Origin of the sequence: Actinomadura chokoriensis, from assembly GCF_041463665.1 — a bacterium.
Taxonomy (GTDB): domain Bacteria; phylum Actinomycetota; class Actinomycetes; order Streptosporangiales; family Streptosporangiaceae; genus Spirillospora; species Spirillospora chokoriensis_A.
This window is the reverse complement of the sequence record NZ_JAXCEJ010000010.1, coordinates 210,018-227,943: the sequence shown is the minus strand read 5'-3', so window position 1 is coordinate 227,943 and position 17,926 is coordinate 210,018. Positions and strand designations below refer to the sequence as shown.

Below are 17,926 nucleotides of genomic sequence, written 5' to 3'. Positions count from 1 at the left end.
CGCGTCGAGGAGGAGTAACGATGAGGGCTGTCACCTGGCACGGCAAGCGCGACGTCCGCGTCGACACCGTGCCCGACCCGCAGATCAAGGAACCCGACGACGCGATCGTCCGGATCACCTCGTCCGGCGTCTGCGGATCGGACCTGCACCTGTACGAGGTGCTCGGGCCGTTCCTCGACGAGGGCGACATCCTCGGCCACGAGCCGATGGGCGTCGTGGAGGAGACCGGCCCGGAGGTCAAGCACGTCAAGCCCGGCGACCGCGTGGTCGTCCCGTTCAACATCGCGTGCGGACGCTGCCACATGTGCGGCATGCAGCTGTACGCGCAGTGCGAGACGACGCAGGTCCGCGAGCACGGCTCGGGGGCGGCGCTGTTCGGCTACACCAAGCTGTACGGGCAGGTGCCCGGCGCGCAGGCCGAGTACCTGCGGGTGCCGCAGGCGCACTTCGGGCCGATCAAGGTGCCCGAGGGCCCGCCGGACGAGCGGTTCGTCTACCTGTCGGACGTGCTGCCGACCGCGCGGCAGGCCGTGGACTGGGCGGACGTCCCGGACGGCGGGACGGTCACCGTGCTCGGCCTCGGCCCGATCGGCCAGATGTGCGCGCGGATCGCCCGCCATCTCGGGTACCGCGTGATCGCGGTCGACTTCGTGCCGGAGCGGCTGGAGATGGCGCGCCGGCACGGCATCGAGGTGATCGACTCCGATGACGCCGACGACGTGCCGGACGCGGTGCGGCAGCTCACCGGAGGCCGCGGCACCGACTCGGTGATCGACGCGGTCGGCATGGAGGCGCACGGCTCGCCGGGCGCCAAGCTGGCGCAGACCCTCACCGGGCTGATGCCGGGCAATTCCGCCGCGCCGCTGATGTCGCGCGTCGGGGTGGACCGGCTCGCGGCGCTGGGCACCGCGATCGAGATCGTCCGCCGCGGCGGCACGATCTCGGTCATCGGCGTGTACGGCGGCATGACCGACCCGCTGCCGATGCTGCGGATGTTCGACAAGGGCATCGGCCTCCGGATGGGCCAGGCGCACGTCAGGAAGTGGGTCGAGGAGCTGCTGCCGCTCGTCACCGACGACTCCGACCCGCTCGGCGTGATGGACCTCGCCACGCACCGCCTGCCGCTGGAGAAGGCGCCAGAGGGGTACGAGATGTTCCAGAAGAAGCAGGACGGCGCCATCAAGGTGCTGCTGCAGCCCGGGGCGTGACGCGTCCTTCGCGAGATCATCGCGGCGCGGCCCCGCTCCCCCTAGGCTTTCGGCACGCCCTCACGGGGCGTGCCGATGACCCGAGCCTGGAGGTGGGCCCATGCACCCGTTCCGCGCGGCCATTGAGAAGGGCGACGTCGACGCCCTCCCGGCGCTGCTGGCCGAGGACGTCACGTTCCTCAGCCCGGTGGCGTTCGCGCCGTACGAGGGACGGGCCGCCGTCACCGCGATCCTGCGCGCGGTGACCCGGGTGTTCACCGGCTTCCGCTACGTCCGCGAGATCAGCGACGGCCGCGACCACGCGCTGGTCTTCAAGGCGCGGGTCGGCGACCGCGAGGTGCACGGCTGCGACTTCCTGCACCATGACGACGCCGGGCTCATCGACGAGTTCTGCGTGATGGTGCGGCCGCTGTCGGGCGCCCGCGCGCTGTCGGACGCGATGGCGGTCGAGTTCGAGAACGTCCGGCGGGAGATGGGCCTCGCCTGAGCGCCCGCCCATCGGTGGTCCCGGCAGGCGGGCTCGGTCATGAACAGTCGGCGGAAGGCGGCGGGCCCGGCCCGGCGGCTCGCATGCGTCCGCCGGACCGGGCCCGTTCCCGAGCCCCCGCTCCCCCGGAACGGATGCCCGGCGGCCGTCAGGCCGGCACGTGCGCCTTGTCGCGCGTCCAGTGCCGGTGCGCCTTGACCGCCTCGATCAGTTTGGCGGGGAAGTCGCTGGAGGCTCCCTCGCCGGTGACGACGCCGGCGTCGCTGACCGTGTTCTGGTCCGCGAACTCCACGCCGGTGATCCCGGCGCGTTCCAGCAGCCCGATGCCGGCGTCGAGGGCGCCCACCGCCTTGCAGTGCACGAACGACTCGGCGACGAAGTGGACGGCGTCGCCGTCCTGCGCGAGCGCCCGGACGCTCTCCTCGCCGCCGGGCACGAAGACCGCGTCGTAGAGGACGGACGCGACGGTCGACATGGCCCGGGTGACCTCGACCTGACCGCCGTCGGCCGCCTGGACGAAGCCGTCCTCGGCGGCGAGGACCTCGCAGACCGCGCCCGCCTCGGTGAGCGCGTCCCCGACCGCGGTGACGGCGCCGGAGTCGACGCCGTCCGCCGCCAGGATCGCGACCTTGCGTCCCAGCACCGAGTCCGCGGCCGAGTTCGCCTGGCTGAGCGCGGGCGAGCTGCGGCCGTGGTTGGGGGTCGCGGCCGCCTCCGGCGGCGACACGCCGATGCCCTCGGCCACGCGGACGGCGAGATCGTGGTCGACGTGGTTGAGGTGCCCGACGACGCCCTCCCGGATGTGCATGTGGTCGCACTTGCCGAGCTCGAACCGGAACGCGCCGACGATGTGCTCCTTCTCCCAGTCCGCCATGCTGTTCCAGAACAGCGTCGCCTGGGAGTAGTGGTCGGCGAAGCTCTCGCTCCGCTTGCGGATCTTGTTGCCCTCCACCCGCTCCTGGTAGTGGGTGAACGAGCCCTCGCCGCCGACGGCCGGGCAGCCGCCCGACAGCGAGTTCTTGTGGTAGGCCGCCTGCGCCTGATGGACCTCCATCTGGTGGTAGCCGTCGCGGTGGTGGTTGTGCACCGGCGCGACCGGCCGGTTGACCGGGATCTGCGGGAAGTTCGGCCCGCCGAGCCGGATCAGCTGCGTGTCCAGGTAGGAGAAGAGCCGCGCCTGCAGCAGCGGATCGTTGCTGAAGTCGATGCCGGGCACGACGTTGCCGAGGTGGAAGGCGACCTGCTCGGTCTCGGCGAAGAAGTTGCCGGGGTTGCGGTTCAGCACCAGCGTGCCGACCGGCCGCACCGGCACGTCCTCCTCCGGAATGATCTTGGTCGGGTCGAGCAGGTCGAAGTCGAACCGGTGCTCGTCCTCCGCGGGGACGAGCTGGACCCCGAACTCGTACTCGGGGAACGCGCCCGACTCGATCCGCTCCCACAGGTCCGCCCGGCCGAAGTCGGGGTTCTTCCCGGCGATCTTCTGGCTCTCGTCCCAGGCGAGCGAGTGGGTGCCGAGCTTCGGCTTCCAGTGGAACTTCACGAACGTCGGGCGCCCCTCGGCGTTCACCAGCCGGAACGTGTGGACGCCGAAACCCTGCATCATCGCGAAGCTGCGCGGGAGCGCCCGGTCCGACATCAGCCACATCATCATGTGCATGGTCTCGGGCTGCAGCTGCACGAAGTCCCAGAGGGTGTCGTGCGCGGACGACGCCTGCGGGATCTCGCTCATCGGCTCCGGCTTCACCGCGTGCACGAAGTCGGGGAACTTGATGCCGTCCTGGATGAAGAACACCGGCATGTTGTTGCCGACGAGGTCGAAGTTGCCCTGCCGCGTGTAGAACTTCGTCGCGAAGCCGCGGACGTCCCGGACGGTGTCGGCCGATCCGCGCGAACCGGCGACGGTGGAGAACCGCACGAACACCGGCGTCGTCAGCGACGTGTCGGTGAGGAACTCGGCGGTGGTGTACTCGGCGAGCGACTCGTGCAGCGTGAATTCGCCGTACGCGCCGGCACCGCGCGCGTGCACGACCCGCTCGGGAATCCGCTCGTGGTCGAAATGTGTGATTTTCTCGCGCAGATGGAAGTCCTCCAGCAGGGACGGCCCGCGCTCGCCCACGGAAAGCGAGTTGTCGGTGTCGTCGACCCGGATCCCCTGATCGGTGGTGAGCTTCGTGCCTTCGGGGCTCACCCGCCGGAGGTCCATCTGCTCCTGTTTCGGGTCCGCCCGGTCGGCGGGATCGGCCATGGTCCAGCTCCCTCAATGGTGAATGGGCATGTCGATGCGGCTACCCCCCGATGCCCGCGCCATGCGCGCTTTGACCTGAACTTGAGTCCGCTCCGGCGCACCCGTTCCGGAGCGCTCCCGGGGCGGTTGTCAGCGGGATGACAAACGCATCTCCACACGGGTGAAGGCCGCTGAGTGTCGCGGATCACCCCGCGTACCTAGGTTGGGACGACCGGGACGCCGGGCGGCCCGGGAATGGCGCTTTCGCGCAAGCGAGCGGGAGGTGGCACCGTGACCGCGGCGTACGAGGACCCGCACTCCGGATCACCGGTCCTGGAGGGCCTGACGGAGGAGCCGTGGCGGGACGTCCCGGCGGAGGAGGCGCGCTGGATGCGCCCCCGCCTGCCGGACCTGCTCGGCGTGATGGTGAAGGGCGTGCTGCGGCACGTCCCCGAGTACGACCGGCCGGGCGACGCGGCCTACTGGCGGGTGGCCGAGGCCGCGGTCGCGCACGCGATGGAGCACTTCGTGCAGATGATCGCCGACCCGGACACCTCGTGGAAGGAGGTGTACCAGGTCTTCTTCGACGTCGGCTACGGCGAGGCCGTCGAGGGCCGCAGCCTGGAGCACCTGCAGAACGCGATGCGGGTCGGGTCGCGGATCGCCTGGCGGCACCTCGCGGTCGAGGCCGAGCGGCTCGGCCGCCCCCGCGCGCTGGTCAGCCTGCTCGCCGAGGCGAACTTCGCCTACCTGGACGCGCTGGCGTCCGCGGCGGCGCACGGCTACGCGCGGGCCCGGGAGAAGGCGGCCGGGGAGCGCGAGCAGCGCCGCGGCCGGCTGCTGGCGCTGCTGCTGTCGGACCCGCCGGCGCCGCCCGAGGTCGCCCGCGAGCAGTCCGCCCGGGCGGGCTGGCCGCTGCCGCGGCGGCTGGCGGTGATCGTGCTGCGCCCGCGGCCGGGCAGCGGCGGCGAGGGCCCCGCGGGGCTGCCGCCCTCCCTGCTGACCGGCCTGGACCGCGGCCGCCCCTGCCTCATCATGCCCGACCCGGACGGCCCCGGCCGCGTCGACGAGCTGACCGCGACGCTCGCCGGCTGGACGGGCGCGATCGGCCCGTCCGTCCCGGTGGAGGAGGCCGGGACGTCGCTGCTGTGGGCGCGCCGCGCGCTGGACCTCGCCCCCGCCGAGCCGGCCGGCCGCCGGGGGGCGCGGCGCGGCGGCGTGCTCGTCCGGGCCGAGGAGCACCTCCCCAGCCTGCTGCTGCGCGAGGGCGGGACGCTCGCCGCGATCGTGGCGTCCCGGCGGCTGGCCCCGCTGGACGCGGCGGGGCCGCGGCAGGGCCTGCGGCTCGCCGTGACGCTGCTGGAGTGCATGAAGCACGGCTTCAACGCCACCGGCGCCGCCGAGGTCCTGTGCGTGCACCCGCAGACCGTCCGCTACCGGCTGGCGCAGCTCCACGAGATGTTCGACTTCGACATCGAGGACCCGGAGATCCGGCTGGAGACGATGCTCCTCCTGCACACCTGGATCCAGCGCCACGACGCCTGACACCTGCCCCTGCACGGCCGCGTCCGTCCTCCTGCCAGGCCGGAATCCGCTACGGTCGGGGACGCCGCGTAGGCGAGGGGAAGGAAGACAGAGAGCACATGGCCGAGAAGGTCATTCGCGTGGACGACATCGACGGCTCCGAAGGCGACGACGTCGTAAAGCGAGACTTCGAAGTCTTGGGTCGGACGTTCACGATCGACTTGAGCGATGACAACTTCAAGCGGCTGAACGAGATGCTGGACGCGCTCGCGCCCTTCATCGAGAAGGCCGCGGAGGTGAAGCCCGCCGGGAAGGGCCGCAAGTCCCGCGTCGCGAAGATCAAGGGCTACACGAACGGCGATGTCCGCGAGTGGGCATTGCGTCAGGACATCGAAGTCTCCGAACGTGGCAAGATATCGGATGAGGTCTATGCTGCATTCATCGAGGCACATCCGGACGCCAAGCCGGACGCATAGCTAGAGGGAGTCCCCGCATGGCACAGAAGGTCGAAGTCCTTCTCGTGGACGACATCGACGGTGGAGAGGCTGACGAGACCGTCAGCTTTTCCCTCGATGGCACCACTTACGAGATCGACCTGAGCAAGAAGAACGCCGCCAAGCTGCGCAACGGCCTGGAGCCGTTCGTGGCGAGCGCCCGCAAGGCCCGCAAGACCGCCGGCCGCGCCGGCCGCGGGTCGCGCACCGCGGGGAGCCGTGAGCGCTCCGCCGAGATTCGCGAGTGGGCCAAGAACCACGGCATCAAGGTCAATGAGCGGGGCCGTATCCCCGCCAATGTGATCGAGCAGTACGAGGCCGCGCACTAGCGGTCCCGGGGCCGGCGGCGTTCCGGCACGGCACCGAGGGGCCGGGGTGGAATTCTCACACCCCGGCCTCTTCCGTGCACACCGGGCAAATCGCCATTAGCAGAGAATGCCGGGAATGGTGCGAGTCGCCGCAATAGGCTGTCTGGCGGGCAGCGGCTGGAGGGGGCGGAGCGGTTGGCACCTGTGACACGACGGGACCGTGTCCGGTACTGGTTCGACCGGACGATGTCGAAAGGGACGCCCGCGCTCATCGGCTGGCTCGGACTCGCCTCGGTGGCACTCGTGCTCGTGGTGGCGAGCGCGGCCGTCGTCCTGGCACCGCGCGACAGCGAGGAGAACGGGCACTGGCCCGGCATGGTCTGGCGCAGCCTGCTGCGCACGCTCGACCCGGGGACCATGGGCGGCGACACCGGCACGGGCCCGTACCTGGCGCTGATGCTGGTCTCCACCATCGGCGGGATCTTCATCGTCAGCTCGCTGATCGGCGTCCTCACCACCGGCCTGGAAGCGAAGATCAGCGAGCTGCGCAAGGGCCGGTCGCGGATCGTCGAGCACGGACACACCGTCCTGCTCGGCTGGTCGGAGCAGGTCTTCACCGTGGTCGCCGAGCTCGTGGAGGCCAACCAGAGCAAGCGCAGGTCGTGCGTGGCGATCCTCGCCAACCGCGACAAGGTCGAGATGGAGGACGCGATCCGCGCCCGGGTCGGCGACCTCGGCCGCACCCGGATCGTGTGCCGCACCGGCGACCCGCTGAAGGTCGCCGACGTGGAGCTGGTCAGCCCCGGCACCGCCCGCTCCATCATGGTCGTCACGCCCGAGGCCGACGACGCCGACACCCGGGTCATCAAGGTGCTGCTGTCGCTCGGCGCCCGCGACTGGGGGCGGCGCCGGCCGCACGTCGTCGCCGCCGTGCACGACTCGGCGAACCTGCCCGCCGCGCGGCTCGCCGGCGGCCCCCGCGCGCACGTCATCGACGCCGACGACGTCGCGATCCGGCTGATCGTGCAGTCGCACCGCCAGTCGGGCCTCTCGCAGGTCTGCACCGACCTGCTCGACTTCGCCGGCCACGAGTTCTACATGCGGCCCGAGCCGGCCCTCGCGGGCACGCCGTTCGGCGAGTCGCTGTCGGCCTACGACCTCGGCGTCCCGGCCGGGCTGCGGCGCGGCGACGGGACCGTGCTGCTCAACCCGCCGATGGACACCGTGATCCGCGCCGACGACGAGATCATCGTCCTGGCCGAGGACGACCTGCTCATCAGGCTCTCCGGCGGCCCCGCCCCGAGTGTCCGGGAGGAGGCGATCAGCACGGCCACCGCGCGGGAGCCGGTGCCCGAGCGGACCCTGATGCTCGGCTGGAACCACCGCGCCCCGAAGATCATCGAGCTGCTGGAGGAGTTCCTCGCCCCGTCCTCGGAGCTGGTCGTGGCCGCGCCGCGGGAGGATCCGACCGCGGACCTGGCGCCGGCCGCCAACCTCAAGATCGATTTCGTCCGGGCGGAGCCGACCGAGCGGCCGTCCCTGGAGTCCCTCGACGTCGGCTCCTTCCAGAAGGTCATCGTCCTGTCCGACGCCGGCCACGACCCCGACCACGCCGACGCCCGCACCCTCGTCACGCTGCTGCACCTGCGCGACCTGGAGGACGCGCTCGGCGACCCGTTCGCCATCGTCAGCGAGATCAACGACGACGCCAACCGGGAGATCGCGCAGGTCACCAAGGCCGACGACTTCGTGGTCAGCGAGAAGCTGATCAGCCTGATGCTGACCCAGCTGAGCGAGAACCGGCACCTGTACGACGTCTTCGTGGACCTGCTCGACCCGGCCGGCTCGGAGATCTACCTCAAGCCCGCCTGCGACTACCTGGTGCCGGGCGCGGAGGCCGACTTCGCGACGCTGATCGAGTCGGCGCGGCGGCGCGGGGAGGTCGCGCTCGGCTACCGGCTGACCTCGCGCTTCCACGACCCGCCCGGCTACGGCGTGGTGCTGAACCCCGACAAGGCGGCGCCGATCACGCTGGCCGCCGACGACCGCGTCATCGTGCTCGCCGAGGACTGACACCGGGTCGCTCGGACGGCAGGGCCAGGTCGTGGCCCGCGCGGATCGCGCCGGCGACGCGCTCGCGCAGCGCCGTCTCGGCCCGGCGGGCGTCCTCGGCCATCCCGCGGATCTCCGCACCCGCCATGTCGTCCCCGACGGTGCCGGCGAGCAGGTCCCGGTAGCGGGCGTTCTGCTCCGGAAGGCCCTGCAGCACCCGCGACTCGTGGTAGGCGTCGTCGGCCTCGGCGGCGCGGCGCGCGTACGCCTCCAGCGCCTCGATCCGCCCGGTGACCGAGCGGACCGACGCCTCCATGGCGCGGTCCTGCGGCTCCAGCAGCGCCCGGACCCGCGGCGAGAGCCGCTCGGGCTGCTGGGCGACGCGCTCCCGGCGCAGCCGGCTGTGCTCGGCGAGCGCGCCCGCGATGGCCCACTCCTGGCTCGGCAGGACGACGGCGTTGTGGATGTCGTCCAGCAGCCCGGCGCCGTGCGCCCGCGACCCGAGGACGGCGTCGACGGCCCGCTGGGCGCGGACGAGCAGCCCCGCGGCGGGCCGGTCGAAGTCGGCGGGCAGCAGGTAGGAGCCGTGGTGCTCGCGGGCGGCGCGGGCGGCGGCGGGCTCGCGGACGTGCCGCAGCGCGCCGGTCACCCAGCCGGTGAAGCTCACGGCCGCGAGGACCGCGGCGGCCTCGATCTGGCCGAGCATCAGCAGCAGGATCTGCAGCGCCGGGGTGAGCATCATCGCGAGGACGGGCAGCCTCCCCCAGCGCATCGCGCCGCCCAGCAGCTCGTCGTCGTCCAGCGAGGCGAGGAGGCAGACGCGCAGCCACCCGCCGGGCAGGACGCCGTAGAAGACGGCGAACGCCGGGATCCACACGAGCCGCGCGACGACCGTGGCGGCGCGCAGCCGCGGCGGCCCCGGCGCCGGCCGGCAGGCCGCGACCAGCCGTTCGGGGGCCGCGGCGAGCAGCGCACGGGTCTCGGTGCCGAGGGCCGGGTCGAACACCGGGCGGGGACGGTCTTGTCCGGTCATCGCCACATCCCTCCGTGTCCGGGAATCCTCCGGTAGCCGGGGACGGAACCGATTCTCTCCACCGAATCCATCCCGTTCCGGATTGTCACGAGATTCGGACATCGCATGCCTGCCGCCCGGCTAGTCCTGGAGTTCCGTCCAGACCTCCCGGTCGCGTTCCGCCGTCCAGATCCGGGGGCGCTCGACGCCGTCCAGCTCGTCCCAGAGCCGCGACACGTCGAACGGCAGGCAGTGCTCGAAGATCGGCCAGCCGCCGTAGGCGGGCGCGAGGGCGGCGTGCACGGCGCTGAACGCGTCCTTGAGCGTGCCGCCATCCCGCCGGACCCGGCCCACCTCGCCGATCATCGTCGTGAGGAAGGCGCGGGTCTGCGCGACCGCGGCGCGGGCGGCGTCCCGGCCGTGCGCGACGGCGCCGCGCCCGCCGACGAGCGTCTCGGCGCCGAAGGAGTCGACGTGGTCGAGCGTGCCGGACGCCCACTCCCCGTGGAACGCGTCGCCGGTGTAGAGCGCCGCCTGCGTCTCGACGAGGTCGCCGGCGAACAGGATCCGGTGCCGGGGCAGCCACGCCACGATGTCGCCCTCGGTGTGCCCTCGCCCGCAGTACGCCAGGTCGAGGTCGCCGCGGTCGCCGCCGAGGTCGATGGTCAGCGTGCCGGCGAACGTCACCGACGGCCAGGTGAGCCCGGGGATGCCGTCCGGGTCCTTGAACAGCCGGGGCATCCGGCCGAGCTCGGACTCCCAGTCCTGCTTGCCGCGCTCGGCGATCAGCGCGCGGGTCAGATCATGCGCGATCACCCCCGGGGCGCCGAACGCGCTGGCGCCGAGCGTCCGGACGGCGTGGTAGTGCGACAGCACCAGGTAGCGGATCGGCTTGTCGGTGTGCGCGCGCAGCACGGCCAGCCAGTCGCGGGCCGCCGCGGGCGTGGCGAGCGCCTCGAAGCAGACCACGAAGTCCTCGCCCTCGACGGCGCCGACGTTCGGGTCGCCTTCGGCCGTCAGCGCGTACACCCCGTCGGCCAGGATCTCCAGCGTCGGCGTCTTGTCGCCCAGATCTGCGGACGACGCGAACGGTCTGGGCATCGGCGCCCCCTCGCACTCGTGGCCCCGGCTCCTGCTCGGTCAGGCTCCTGCTCGGTGAAGGGTTCATTCCACGCAGAGCGGTCGATAACCGTCTCGCAATCGGGAGAGACACCGTCCCGGCGGGGTAAGGAGGATCATGGTTGCCGGCGCCGGCGGGAGGCGCGGCGGAGGGAGGCCGCGTGAACGGCGCGCTCGGGCTGCTGGCCGTGCTGGTGCTGACGGCCGCGACCGGCTACTTCGTGGCGCAGGAGTTCGCGTTCGTCACCGCGGACCGGCCGGCCCTCGACCAGCGGGCCGCCGAGGGCGACCGGGCGTCCGCGCGGGCGGTGCGGGTGATGGGCCGGCTGTCGTTCATGCTCTCCGGCGCGCAGCTCGGCATCACGGTCACCGCGCTGGTCGTGGGGTTCATCGCCAAGCCGGCCCTGGCCGACCTGCTCGACCCGGTGCTGCGCGCGGGCGGGGTGCCGGACGCGGCGGCCGGCGGCATGGCGGTGGCGGTCGGCTTCGCCCTCGCCACCGTGATCCAGATGGTGCTGGGCGAGCTGTTCCCGAAGAACCTCGCGCTCGCGCGGGCCGAATCGCTGGCCCGCGCGCTCGCCGCGTCCACCCTCGTCTACCTGATGGTGGCGGGGCCCCTGATCAGGCTGTTCGACGCGTCCGCGAACCGGCTGGTGCGCGCGATCGGCATCGAGCCGGTGGAGGAGCTGCACCACGGCGCGACGCTGGAGGAGCTCGGGCACATCATCGGCGAGTCCGGCGAGCAGCTGCCGGAGGGGCATGTCGACCTGCTGGAACGCGCGCTGGCCTTCTCCGAGCGCGACGCCGAGGAGGTCATGGTGCCGCGGGTGGACGTGATCACCGTGCCCGCGTCCGCGCGGGCCGCCGAGCTGAGCGACGTCATCTCCGCGAGCGGGCACACCCGCTACCCCGTCCTCGGCGAGGGCGTCGACGACGTCGTCGGCGTCGTCGGGCTGGAGGAGCTGATCATGCTCGGCCCGGCCGAGGCGGCGGGCACCGGCGTCGGCGAGATCGCCCGGCCGCCGCTGCTGCTGCCCTCCTCGCTGCCGCTGCCGGACGTGGTGCTGCGGCTGCAGGCCGCGGCCGAGCCGATGGCCTGCGTGGTGGACGAGTACGGCGGCTTCGCCGGCATCGTCACCTGGGAGGACGTCGCCGAGGAGCTGGTCGGGGAGATCGCCGACGAGAACGAGCCGGGCGAGGACCTCGCGATCCGGACCGGCGAGTGGTGGACGACCGACGCCGGTCTGCGGATCGACGAGGTCGCCCACGAGACCGGCGTCGCGCTGCCGGAGGGCGACTACGAGACCGTGGCGGGGCTGCTGCTGAAACGGCTCGGCCGGGTCGCGCGGCCCGGCGACGTGGTCACCGTGGACCTCCCCACGGACCGGCTGGGCGAGCCGCCCCGCACCGCCGTGGTGGAGGTCCTGACCGTCCGCCGGCACGTGCCCGAGCTGATCCGCCTCCACACCGTCGAGACCGCCCGGGAGGACCGGTGAACCTCGCCCTCGGCGCGCCCGTCACGCTGGCGCTGCTGGCCGGCAACGGCTTCTTCGTCGCCACCGAGTTCGCGCTCGTGGCGGCGCGGCGGCCGCGCCTGGAGCGGGCCGCCGCGCGCGGCGGGCGCGCGGCGGGCGCGGCCGTCGCCGGGATCGACGAGCTGTCGCTGACGCTCGCGGGCGCGCAGCTCGGCATCACGATGTGCTCGCTCGGCCTCGGCCTGGTGTCCGAGCCGGTGTTCGCGGGGGCGCTCGCCCCGCTGTTCCACTCCGCCGGGCTGCCCGGCGGGGCCGCGCACGCGGTCGCGTTCGTGCTGGCCCTCGCGCTGGTGACGTTCCTGCACATGGTCGTCGGCGAGATGGCGCCGAAGTCGTGGGCGATCGCCGACCCGGAGCGCTCCGCGACCGTGCTGGGCCTGCCGTTCCGCGCGTTCACGACCGTGGCCCGGCCGGTGCTGGCCGCCCTGAACGGCGCGACGAACCTGCTGCTGCGCGCGGTCGGCGTCCGGCCCGCCGACTCGCGGGAGGTGTCGCGCACGCCGGAGCAGCTGCGCAGCATCGCCGAGGAGTCGCGGCGGCTCGGGCTGATCGAGGAGAACGAGCTGTCGCTGCTCACCACCGCGCTGGACGCGCCGCGCGCCCCGCTGGCCGGCCTCGTCGTCCCGGTCTCCGGCATCGTGTCGGTTCCGGTGACGGCGTCCCCGCAGGAGGTCGTCGACACCGCCGCCCGCACCGGCCACACGCGGATCATGCTGCGCGATCCGGGCCGGCCGGGCGCCGCCCGGATGGTGCACGTCCGCGACGCCTACCTGGCCCGCGCGCGGGGCGCCGCGACGCCGGCCGGGGAGCTGGCGCACCCGGTCCCGGCGATGCCTGTCGCGACCCCGGTCGGCGAGGCCGTCGCCGTGCTGAAGTCCCACCACAGCCACCTCGGCCTGGCCATCGCCCCGGACGGCCGAGTCGCCGGCCTGGTCAGCCTGGACGACCTGCTCACCACGCTCCTGACCGTCCGCTGAACCACGGGCGGAACACACCGGCGGGAAATGTCAACGTTGGTTGACGTGGCTCGAATGTCAACCTACATTGACACCATGAGCGATGGAGTGACGCTCGCCCAGGAGGCGAGCAGCCGCGACCCGGCGGTGGGGCTGCGGGCCGTGCGGGCGCTGCGCGAGCTGGCCGAGCGGCTGGAGGCGCTGCAGGTCGCCGGCGCCCGCGAGCAGGGCTGGTCCTGGCAGGAGATCGCGGTCTGCCTCGGCGTGAGCAGGCAGGCCGTCCACAAGAAGCACGGCGGTGGGCGCCGCCTCACCAAGAAGGAGCAGTGAACGAGATGTTCGAGCGTTTCACCGGCCCCGCCCGCGAGGCCGTCACCGGCGCCCAGGCGGAAGCCCGGTCCCTGCGCGACCACCGGATCGGCACCGAGCACGTCCTGCTCTCCCTGCTGGCGAGCGACGACGCCGTGGGCCGCGCCCTCCGCGAGCGCGGGCTGGCCGCCGCCGACCTGCGGGCCCGGATCGCCCGCGACCGGGCCGGCGGCGACGTCCTCGACCCGGACGCGCTGAAGAGCATCGGGATCGACCTGGACGCCATCCGGGAGGCCACGGAGCAGAGCTTCGGCGAGGGCGCCCTCGACGCCCCCGCCGGGAAGCAGAACCGGTACCGCAGGGGGCACATCCCCTTCACGCCGAAGGCGAAGAAGGCCCTGGAGCTGAGCCTCCGGCACGCGCTCCGGCTCAGGCAGAAGCAGATCGGAAGCGGGCACCTCCTGCTCGGCGTCCTGCACGACGACGACTTCACGTCCGTGCGGCTCGCGAGAGAGGCGGGCGTGGACGTCGGGGCGCTGCGCGCCGACGTCGAGCGGCTGCTCACGGCCGAGGCGGCCTGATCAGCGTCCGAACTCGCCGGTGAGGGCGGCGACGCAGGCGTCCCTGCGGAGCGGATCGTCCGGGAAGCGGCGGCGGCATTCCGCGGTGACCCAGGACGGGGGCGCGGGCCGTGCGGGGCGCGTCTTGTGCTTCGCGGGCGGGCGCGGTTCGCGCGGTGCGGCCGGGCGATGTTGCCGGGGCTTCGGAGCGGGGTGCCCCCGGCGAGGGGTTCGCTTCTCGGCAAGCGTGGCGGGCGAGCCGTCCTCGGGCTCGGGCCGTTCCGCCGACGGCGCGGGCGGCTTCACGGACGGCGCAGGGGGCCTCACGGACGGCGCAGGGGGCCTCACGGACGGCGCAGGGGGCCTCGCGGACCGCACGGGCGGTCTCAAGGGCGGTGACGGTGTGGCGGCGTCCGGGGTCGCCGTCCGGGCCGGAGCCGGCCGTGCCGTCCGGTGGCCCGCCGCGAGGAGGCCGGCGCCGAGGACGATCACGAGGGCCGTGGCGATCAGCCACGGCGACCGGAGACGGCGCGCGCGGACGGGCGGGCTCGGCTCGGCGCGGGTGAATCCTGCGGGCGGAAGGCTGGAGGAGAGGCGCACCCTCCAATACTCACGCTGAGCACACATCCGAACACGGAGAATGACCTCGACCGTTGTCACCTTGATACACGGCCACCGTCCGGCCGATGCGCGGTCACCGTCCGGCGGGCAGCTCCACCACGGGCGCGAACTCCTCGACGAACGGGGACGAGACCGACGGGGTCACCCGGCGCGGGTGACCGTGAAGCGGCGCAGGCCGAGCGCCGGGTTCTGCCTGCGGACGGCCGCGACCCGCTCGAGCGAGATCTCACCGGACGCGACGCCCGGCCCGTCCCCCAGCCCGGCGACGACCACGCCCATCGGATCGACGATCATGCTGTTGCCGGCGCCCGTCGGCGCGCACTGGTCGGCGGCGGCCACGTAGATCGTGTTCTCGATCGCGCGGGCGCGGACCAGCGTCCGCCAGTGGTCCTCCTTCAGCGGGCCCGGCACCCACTCGGCGGGCAGCGCCACGACATCGGCGCCCGCGTCCACGATCCGCCGCGTCACCTCCGGGAACCGGACGTCGTAGCAGGTCTGCATGCCGAACCTGACACCGTCGACGGTGAACGTCTCCGGCTCGCCGATCTCGCCGGGCAGGACCAGCGCCGACTCCGTGTACCCGAACGCGTCGTACAGGTGGAGCTTGCGGTACTCGGCGACGACGTCCCCGCCGGGGCCGACGGCGACGAGCGTGTTGGAGATGCGGCCGGGGTCGTCCAGCCGCTCGTTCATCCCCGCGACGAGGTGCACGCCGTGCCGCCGGGCCAGGTCGCCGAGCCCGCCCGCGAACGGGCCGTCCAGCGGCTCGGCGGAGTCCACGAACCGCTCGTCCAGCTTCGGCGCGGTGAACATGGCGAACTCGGGGAACACCACGACCCGCGCGCCGCGCCCGGCCGCCTCCCCGGCGAGCTTGCCGATCGCCGCCAGGTTCTCGTCCTTGTTGACCCCGGGCGCGTACTGCGCGACCGCGACCTGCACCATCGCTGCCTCCCTACATCCGGCCTACATCCGGTCAACGGCGGTGACCCGGACCACGGCCTCGCCCTCCTGGTCCGAGCCCGCGAGGTCGACCTCGGCGCTGATTCCCCAGTCGTGATGCCCCTCCGGGTCGTCGAACACCTGCCGGACCCGCCACAGCGCGTCCTCCGGGACCTCCTCGATCTGCAGCAGCTTCGGCCCCCGCGCGTCGGCCCCGGTGAGCAGTTCCTCGTGCTCGGCGAAGTAGCCGTCCATGGCGTCCGCCCAGGCGTCGGCGCCGAAGTCGGGGTCCAGCTCGCCCAGCTCGCCGTACCGCTCCAGCGCGGCGAGCTCCACCCGCCGGAACATCGCGTTGCGGACCAGCACCCGGAACGCCCGCGTGTTCGCGGTCACCCTGGTGACCCGTTCCTCGATCGGCTCGTCCACGTCCTCGGCGGCCGGGTTCGCGAGCTGCTCCCACTCGTCCAGCAGGCTCGAGTCGACCTGCCGGACCAGCTCGCCCAGCCACTCGATCAGGTCGATCAGGTCGTCGGTCTTGATCGACTCCGGGACGGTCTGCTGCAGCGCCTTGTAGGCCCCCGAGAGGTACCGCAGGACGAGCCCCTCGGTCCGCGCCAGCTCGTAGTAGGCGATGTACTCGGTGAACGTCATCGCCCGCTCGTACATGTCGCGCACGACCGACTTCGGACGCAGCGGATGGTCGCCGACCCACGGATGCCCGGCCCGGTAGATCTCGTACGCGGCGTCGAGCTCCTCCTCCAGCGGCTTCGGGTGGTCGACGTCCTGGAGCAGCTCCATCCGCTCCTCGTACTCGATGCCCTCGGCCTTCATCTCCTGGACGGCCTCGCCGCGCGCCTTGTTGACCTGCGCCGCGAGGATCTGCCGCGGGTCCTCCAGCGTCGCCTCGATCACCGACAGGACGTCCAGCGCGTACGAGGGCGACGCCGGGTCGAGCACCTCGAACGCGGCCAGCGCGAACGTCGACAGCGCCTGGTTGAGCGCGAAGTCCTCCTGCAGGTCGACGGTGATGCGCGCGTACCGCCCCTTCTCGTCGGGCTCCGGCAGCACCTCCACGACCCCGCCGGCGAGCAGCGACCGGTAGATCGCGATCGCCCGCGAGATGTGCCGCCGGCGCGCCGCCGGCTCCTCGTGGTTGTCGGTGAGCAGCCGCTTCATCGCCTGGAACGCGTTGCCCGGACGCGCGATCACCGACAGCAGCATCGCGTGGCTGACCTGGAAGCGGGACCGGAGCATCTCCGGCGGGGCCTCCTGGAGCTTGGCGAAGACGTCCTCGTCCCAGCCGACGAACCCCTCGGGCGGCTTCTTGCGCTGCACCTTCCGCCGCTTCTTCGGGTCGTCCCCGGCCTTGGCGAGGGCCTTCTCGTTCTCGACCACGTGCTCGGGCGCCTGCGCCACCACGAACCCGACCGTGTCGAAGCCGGCGCGTCCCGCCCGCCCGGCGATCTGGTGGAACTCCCGCGCCCGCAGCCGCCGCACCCGGTGCCCGTCGTACTTGCTCAGCGCGGTGAAGACCACGGTCCGGATGGGAACGTTGACGCCCACGCCCAGCGTGTCCGTCCCGCAGATGACCTTGAGCAGCCCGGCCTGCGCGAGCCGCTCCACCAGCCGCCGGTACTTCGGCAGCATCCCCGCGTGGTGCACCCCGATCCCGTGCCGGACGAAGCGCGACAGGTTCCGCCCGAACTTCGTGGTGAACCGGAAGTTGCCGATGAGCTCCGCGATGCGCGCCTTCTCCTCCTTGGTGCACACGTTGACGCTCATCAGCGCCTGCGCCCGCTCGATCGCCGCCGCCTGCGTGAAGTGCACCAGGTACACCGGCGCCTTCTGCTCGGCGAGCAGCTCCTCGATCGTCTCGTGCAGGGGCGTCACCCGGTAGTCGTAGATCAGCGGGACGGGCCGCTCCGCCGACGTCACGAGCGCCGTCGGCCGTCCCGTCCGCCGCGTCAGGTCCTTCTGGAAGAACGAGACGTCCCCCAGCGTGGCCGACATCAGCAGGAACCGGGCCTGCGGCAGCTCCAGCAGCGGGATCTGCCACGCCCACCCCCGCTCGGGCTCGGCGTAGAAGTGGAACTCGTCCATGACGACCACACCGATGTCGGCGTCGGCGCCGTCCCTCAGCGCGATGTTGGCCAGCACCTCGGCCGTGCAGCAGATGATCGGCGCGTCCGCGTTCACGCTCGCGTCGCCGGTCATCATCCCGACGTTCTCGCGCCCGAACATCTCGCACAGGTCGAAGAACTTCTCCGACACCAGCGCCTTGATCGGCGCCGTGTAGAACCCGACCTGGTCCCTCCCGAGCGCCGCGAACAGCGCCCCGGCCGCCACCAGGCTCTTGCCCGACCCGGTCGGCGTCGAAAGGATCACGTTCGCGCCCGACACCACCTCGATGAGCGCTTCCTCCTGCGCCGGGTACAGCGTGATCCCGCGCCCCGACACCCACCGCTCGAACGCCTCGAACAACGAATCGGCGTCGACGTCATTTCCAGAGGGCAGCTCATCGATAAGGCTCACCCCTCCATCCTGCCCCCGATCCCCCACTGCCCGCGTCATCGCGGCG

The 17,926-nt window shown here is 72.6% G+C and carries 15 protein-coding genes; 10 read left to right on the top strand and 5 right to left on the bottom strand.

All coding sequences use genetic code 11. The features are described from left to right. Positions 1-20 precede the first annotated feature (20 nt). Together SM418_RS18235 and SM418_RS18230 are read left to right on the top strand one after the other, a co-directional pair. Complete coding sequence (locus tag SM418_RS18235) at positions 21-1,208, top strand: zinc-dependent alcohol dehydrogenase (RefSeq protein ID WP_371942037.1); 1,188 nt, start codon at positions 21-23, stop codon at positions 1,206-1,208. Positions 1,209-1,308: 100 nt separating this feature from the next. After that, positions 1,309-1,695 carry a nuclear transport factor 2 family protein gene (locus SM418_RS18230; RefSeq protein ID WP_371942036.1) on the top strand — a complete coding sequence of 129 codons (387 nt, stop codon included), beginning with the start codon at positions 1,309-1,311 and terminating at the stop codon, positions 1,693-1,695. Between the two features lie 148 nt (positions 1,696-1,843). On the opposite strand, the gene SM418_RS18225 is transcribed toward SM418_RS18230, so the two are convergent. Then, complete coding sequence (locus tag SM418_RS18225) at positions 1,844-3,940, bottom strand: catalase (RefSeq protein ID WP_371942035.1); 2,097 nt, start codon at positions 3,938-3,940, stop codon at positions 1,844-1,846. Positions 3,941-4,210: 270 nt separating this feature from the next. Between SM418_RS18225 and SM418_RS18220 the strand changes: the two genes are divergently transcribed. The 4 genes from SM418_RS18220 (at position 4,211) to SM418_RS18205 (ending at position 8,318) form a co-directional block, all read left to right on the top strand. After that, on the top strand, positions 4,211-5,464 hold the full coding sequence (locus SM418_RS18220; RefSeq protein WP_371942034.1) for a PucR family transcriptional regulator: 1,254 nt from the start codon (positions 4,211-4,213) through the stop codon (positions 5,462-5,464). Between the two features lie 98 nt (positions 5,465-5,562). Next, positions 5,563-5,919 (top strand): histone-like nucleoid-structuring protein Lsr2, encoded by a 357-nt coding sequence (locus SM418_RS18215; RefSeq protein WP_371942033.1) that lies wholly within the window; start codon positions 5,563-5,565, stop codon positions 5,917-5,919. A 17-nt stretch (positions 5,920-5,936) separates the two neighbouring features. Then, positions 5,937-6,266, top strand: coding sequence for a histone-like nucleoid-structuring protein Lsr2 (locus SM418_RS18210; RefSeq protein ID WP_371942032.1), 330 nt, complete (start codon positions 5,937-5,939; stop codon positions 6,264-6,266). 174 nt (positions 6,267-6,440) lie between these two features. Beyond that, entirely contained in the window at positions 6,441-8,318 is a 1,878-nt protein-coding gene (locus SM418_RS18205; RefSeq protein ID WP_443098375.1) for a CASTOR/POLLUX-related putative ion channel, read from the top strand. Here the strand turns inward: SM418_RS18205 and SM418_RS18200 are convergent. Together SM418_RS18200 and SM418_RS18195 are read right to left on the bottom strand one after the other, a co-directional pair. Further along, positions 8,296-9,330, bottom strand: coding sequence for a hypothetical protein (locus tag SM418_RS18200; protein ID WP_371942030.1), 1,035 nt, complete (start codon positions 9,328-9,330; stop codon positions 8,296-8,298). The genes SM418_RS18205 and SM418_RS18200 overlap by 23 nt on opposite strands. A 120-nt stretch (positions 9,331-9,450) precedes the next feature. Next, positions 9,451-10,410 carry an MBL fold metallo-hydrolase gene (locus tag SM418_RS18195; protein WP_371942029.1) on the bottom strand — a complete coding sequence of 320 codons (960 nt, stop codon included), beginning with the start codon at positions 10,408-10,410 and terminating at the stop codon, positions 9,451-9,453. A 179-nt stretch (positions 10,411-10,589) separates the two neighbouring features. Here SM418_RS18195 and SM418_RS18190 point away from each other — a divergent pair, with 179 nt between their 5' ends. The 4 genes from SM418_RS18190 (at position 10,590) to SM418_RS18175 (ending at position 13,809) form a co-directional block, all read left to right on the top strand. Beyond that, positions 10,590-11,924: a hemolysin family protein gene (locus tag SM418_RS18190; RefSeq protein ID WP_371942028.1), complete on the top strand. Its 1,335-nt coding sequence runs from the start codon at positions 10,590-10,592 to the stop codon at positions 11,922-11,924. Then, complete coding sequence (locus tag SM418_RS18185; protein ID WP_371942027.1) at positions 11,921-12,940, top strand: hemolysin family protein; 1,020 nt, start codon at positions 11,921-11,923, stop codon at positions 12,938-12,940. Before SM418_RS18190 ends, SM418_RS18185 begins: the two co-directional genes overlap by 4 nt. Positions 12,941-13,015: 75 nt before the next feature. Beyond that, on the top strand, positions 13,016-13,249 hold the full coding sequence (locus SM418_RS18180; protein ID WP_371942026.1) for a helix-turn-helix domain-containing protein: 234 nt from the start codon (positions 13,016-13,018) through the stop codon (positions 13,247-13,249). Between the two features lie 5 nt (positions 13,250-13,254). Beyond that, complete coding sequence (locus SM418_RS18175) at positions 13,255-13,809, top strand: Clp protease N-terminal domain-containing protein (RefSeq protein ID WP_371942059.1); 555 nt, start codon at positions 13,255-13,257, stop codon at positions 13,807-13,809. Positions 13,810-14,550: 741 nt separating this feature from the next. Here the strand turns inward: SM418_RS18175 and SM418_RS18170 are convergent. Beyond that, the gene (locus SM418_RS18170; RefSeq protein ID WP_371942025.1) at positions 14,551-15,351 is read right to left on the bottom strand and encodes a carbon-nitrogen hydrolase family protein; all 801 of its coding nucleotides are present in this window, start codon (positions 15,349-15,351) and stop codon (positions 14,551-14,553) included. A 21-nt stretch (positions 15,352-15,372) separates the two neighbouring features. Continuing rightward, positions 15,373-17,880: a DEAD/DEAH box helicase gene (locus tag SM418_RS18165; protein WP_371942024.1), complete on the bottom strand. Its 2,508-nt coding sequence runs from the start codon at positions 17,878-17,880 to the stop codon at positions 15,373-15,375. Positions 17,881-17,926: the final 46 nt, after the last annotated feature.

Excerpts from the sequence above, each read along its gene's own strand:
- SM418_RS18200 (WP_371942030.1), bottom strand. The coding sequence starts at position 9,330 with ATGACCGGACAAGACCGTCCCCGCCCGGTGTTCGACCCGGCCCTCGGC.
- SM418_RS18230 (WP_371942036.1), top strand. The coding sequence starts at position 1,309 with ATGCACCCGTTCCGCGCGGCCATTGAGAAGGGCGACGTCGACGCCCTC.
- SM418_RS18170 (WP_371942025.1), bottom strand. The coding sequence starts at position 15,351 with ATGGTGCAGGTCGCGGTCGCGCAGTACGCGCCCGGGGTCAACAAGGAC.
- SM418_RS18195 (WP_371942029.1), bottom strand. The coding sequence starts at position 10,410 with ATGCCCAGACCGTTCGCGTCGTCCGCAGATCTGGGCGACAAGACGCCG.
- SM418_RS18225 (WP_371942035.1), bottom strand. The coding sequence starts at position 3,940 with ATGGCCGATCCCGCCGACCGGGCGGACCCGAAACAGGAGCAGATGGAC.
- SM418_RS18175 (WP_371942059.1), top strand. The coding sequence starts at position 13,255 with ATGTTCGAGCGTTTCACCGGCCCCGCCCGCGAGGCCGTCACCGGCGCC.
- SM418_RS18210 (WP_371942032.1), top strand. The coding sequence starts at position 5,937 with ATGGCACAGAAGGTCGAAGTCCTTCTCGTGGACGACATCGACGGTGGA.
- SM418_RS18235 (WP_371942037.1), top strand. The coding sequence starts at position 21 with ATGAGGGCTGTCACCTGGCACGGCAAGCGCGACGTCCGCGTCGACACC.
- SM418_RS18215 (WP_371942033.1), top strand. The coding sequence starts at position 5,563 with ATGGCCGAGAAGGTCATTCGCGTGGACGACATCGACGGCTCCGAAGGC.
- SM418_RS18180 (WP_371942026.1), top strand. The coding sequence starts at position 13,016 with ATGAGCGATGGAGTGACGCTCGCCCAGGAGGCGAGCAGCCGCGACCCG.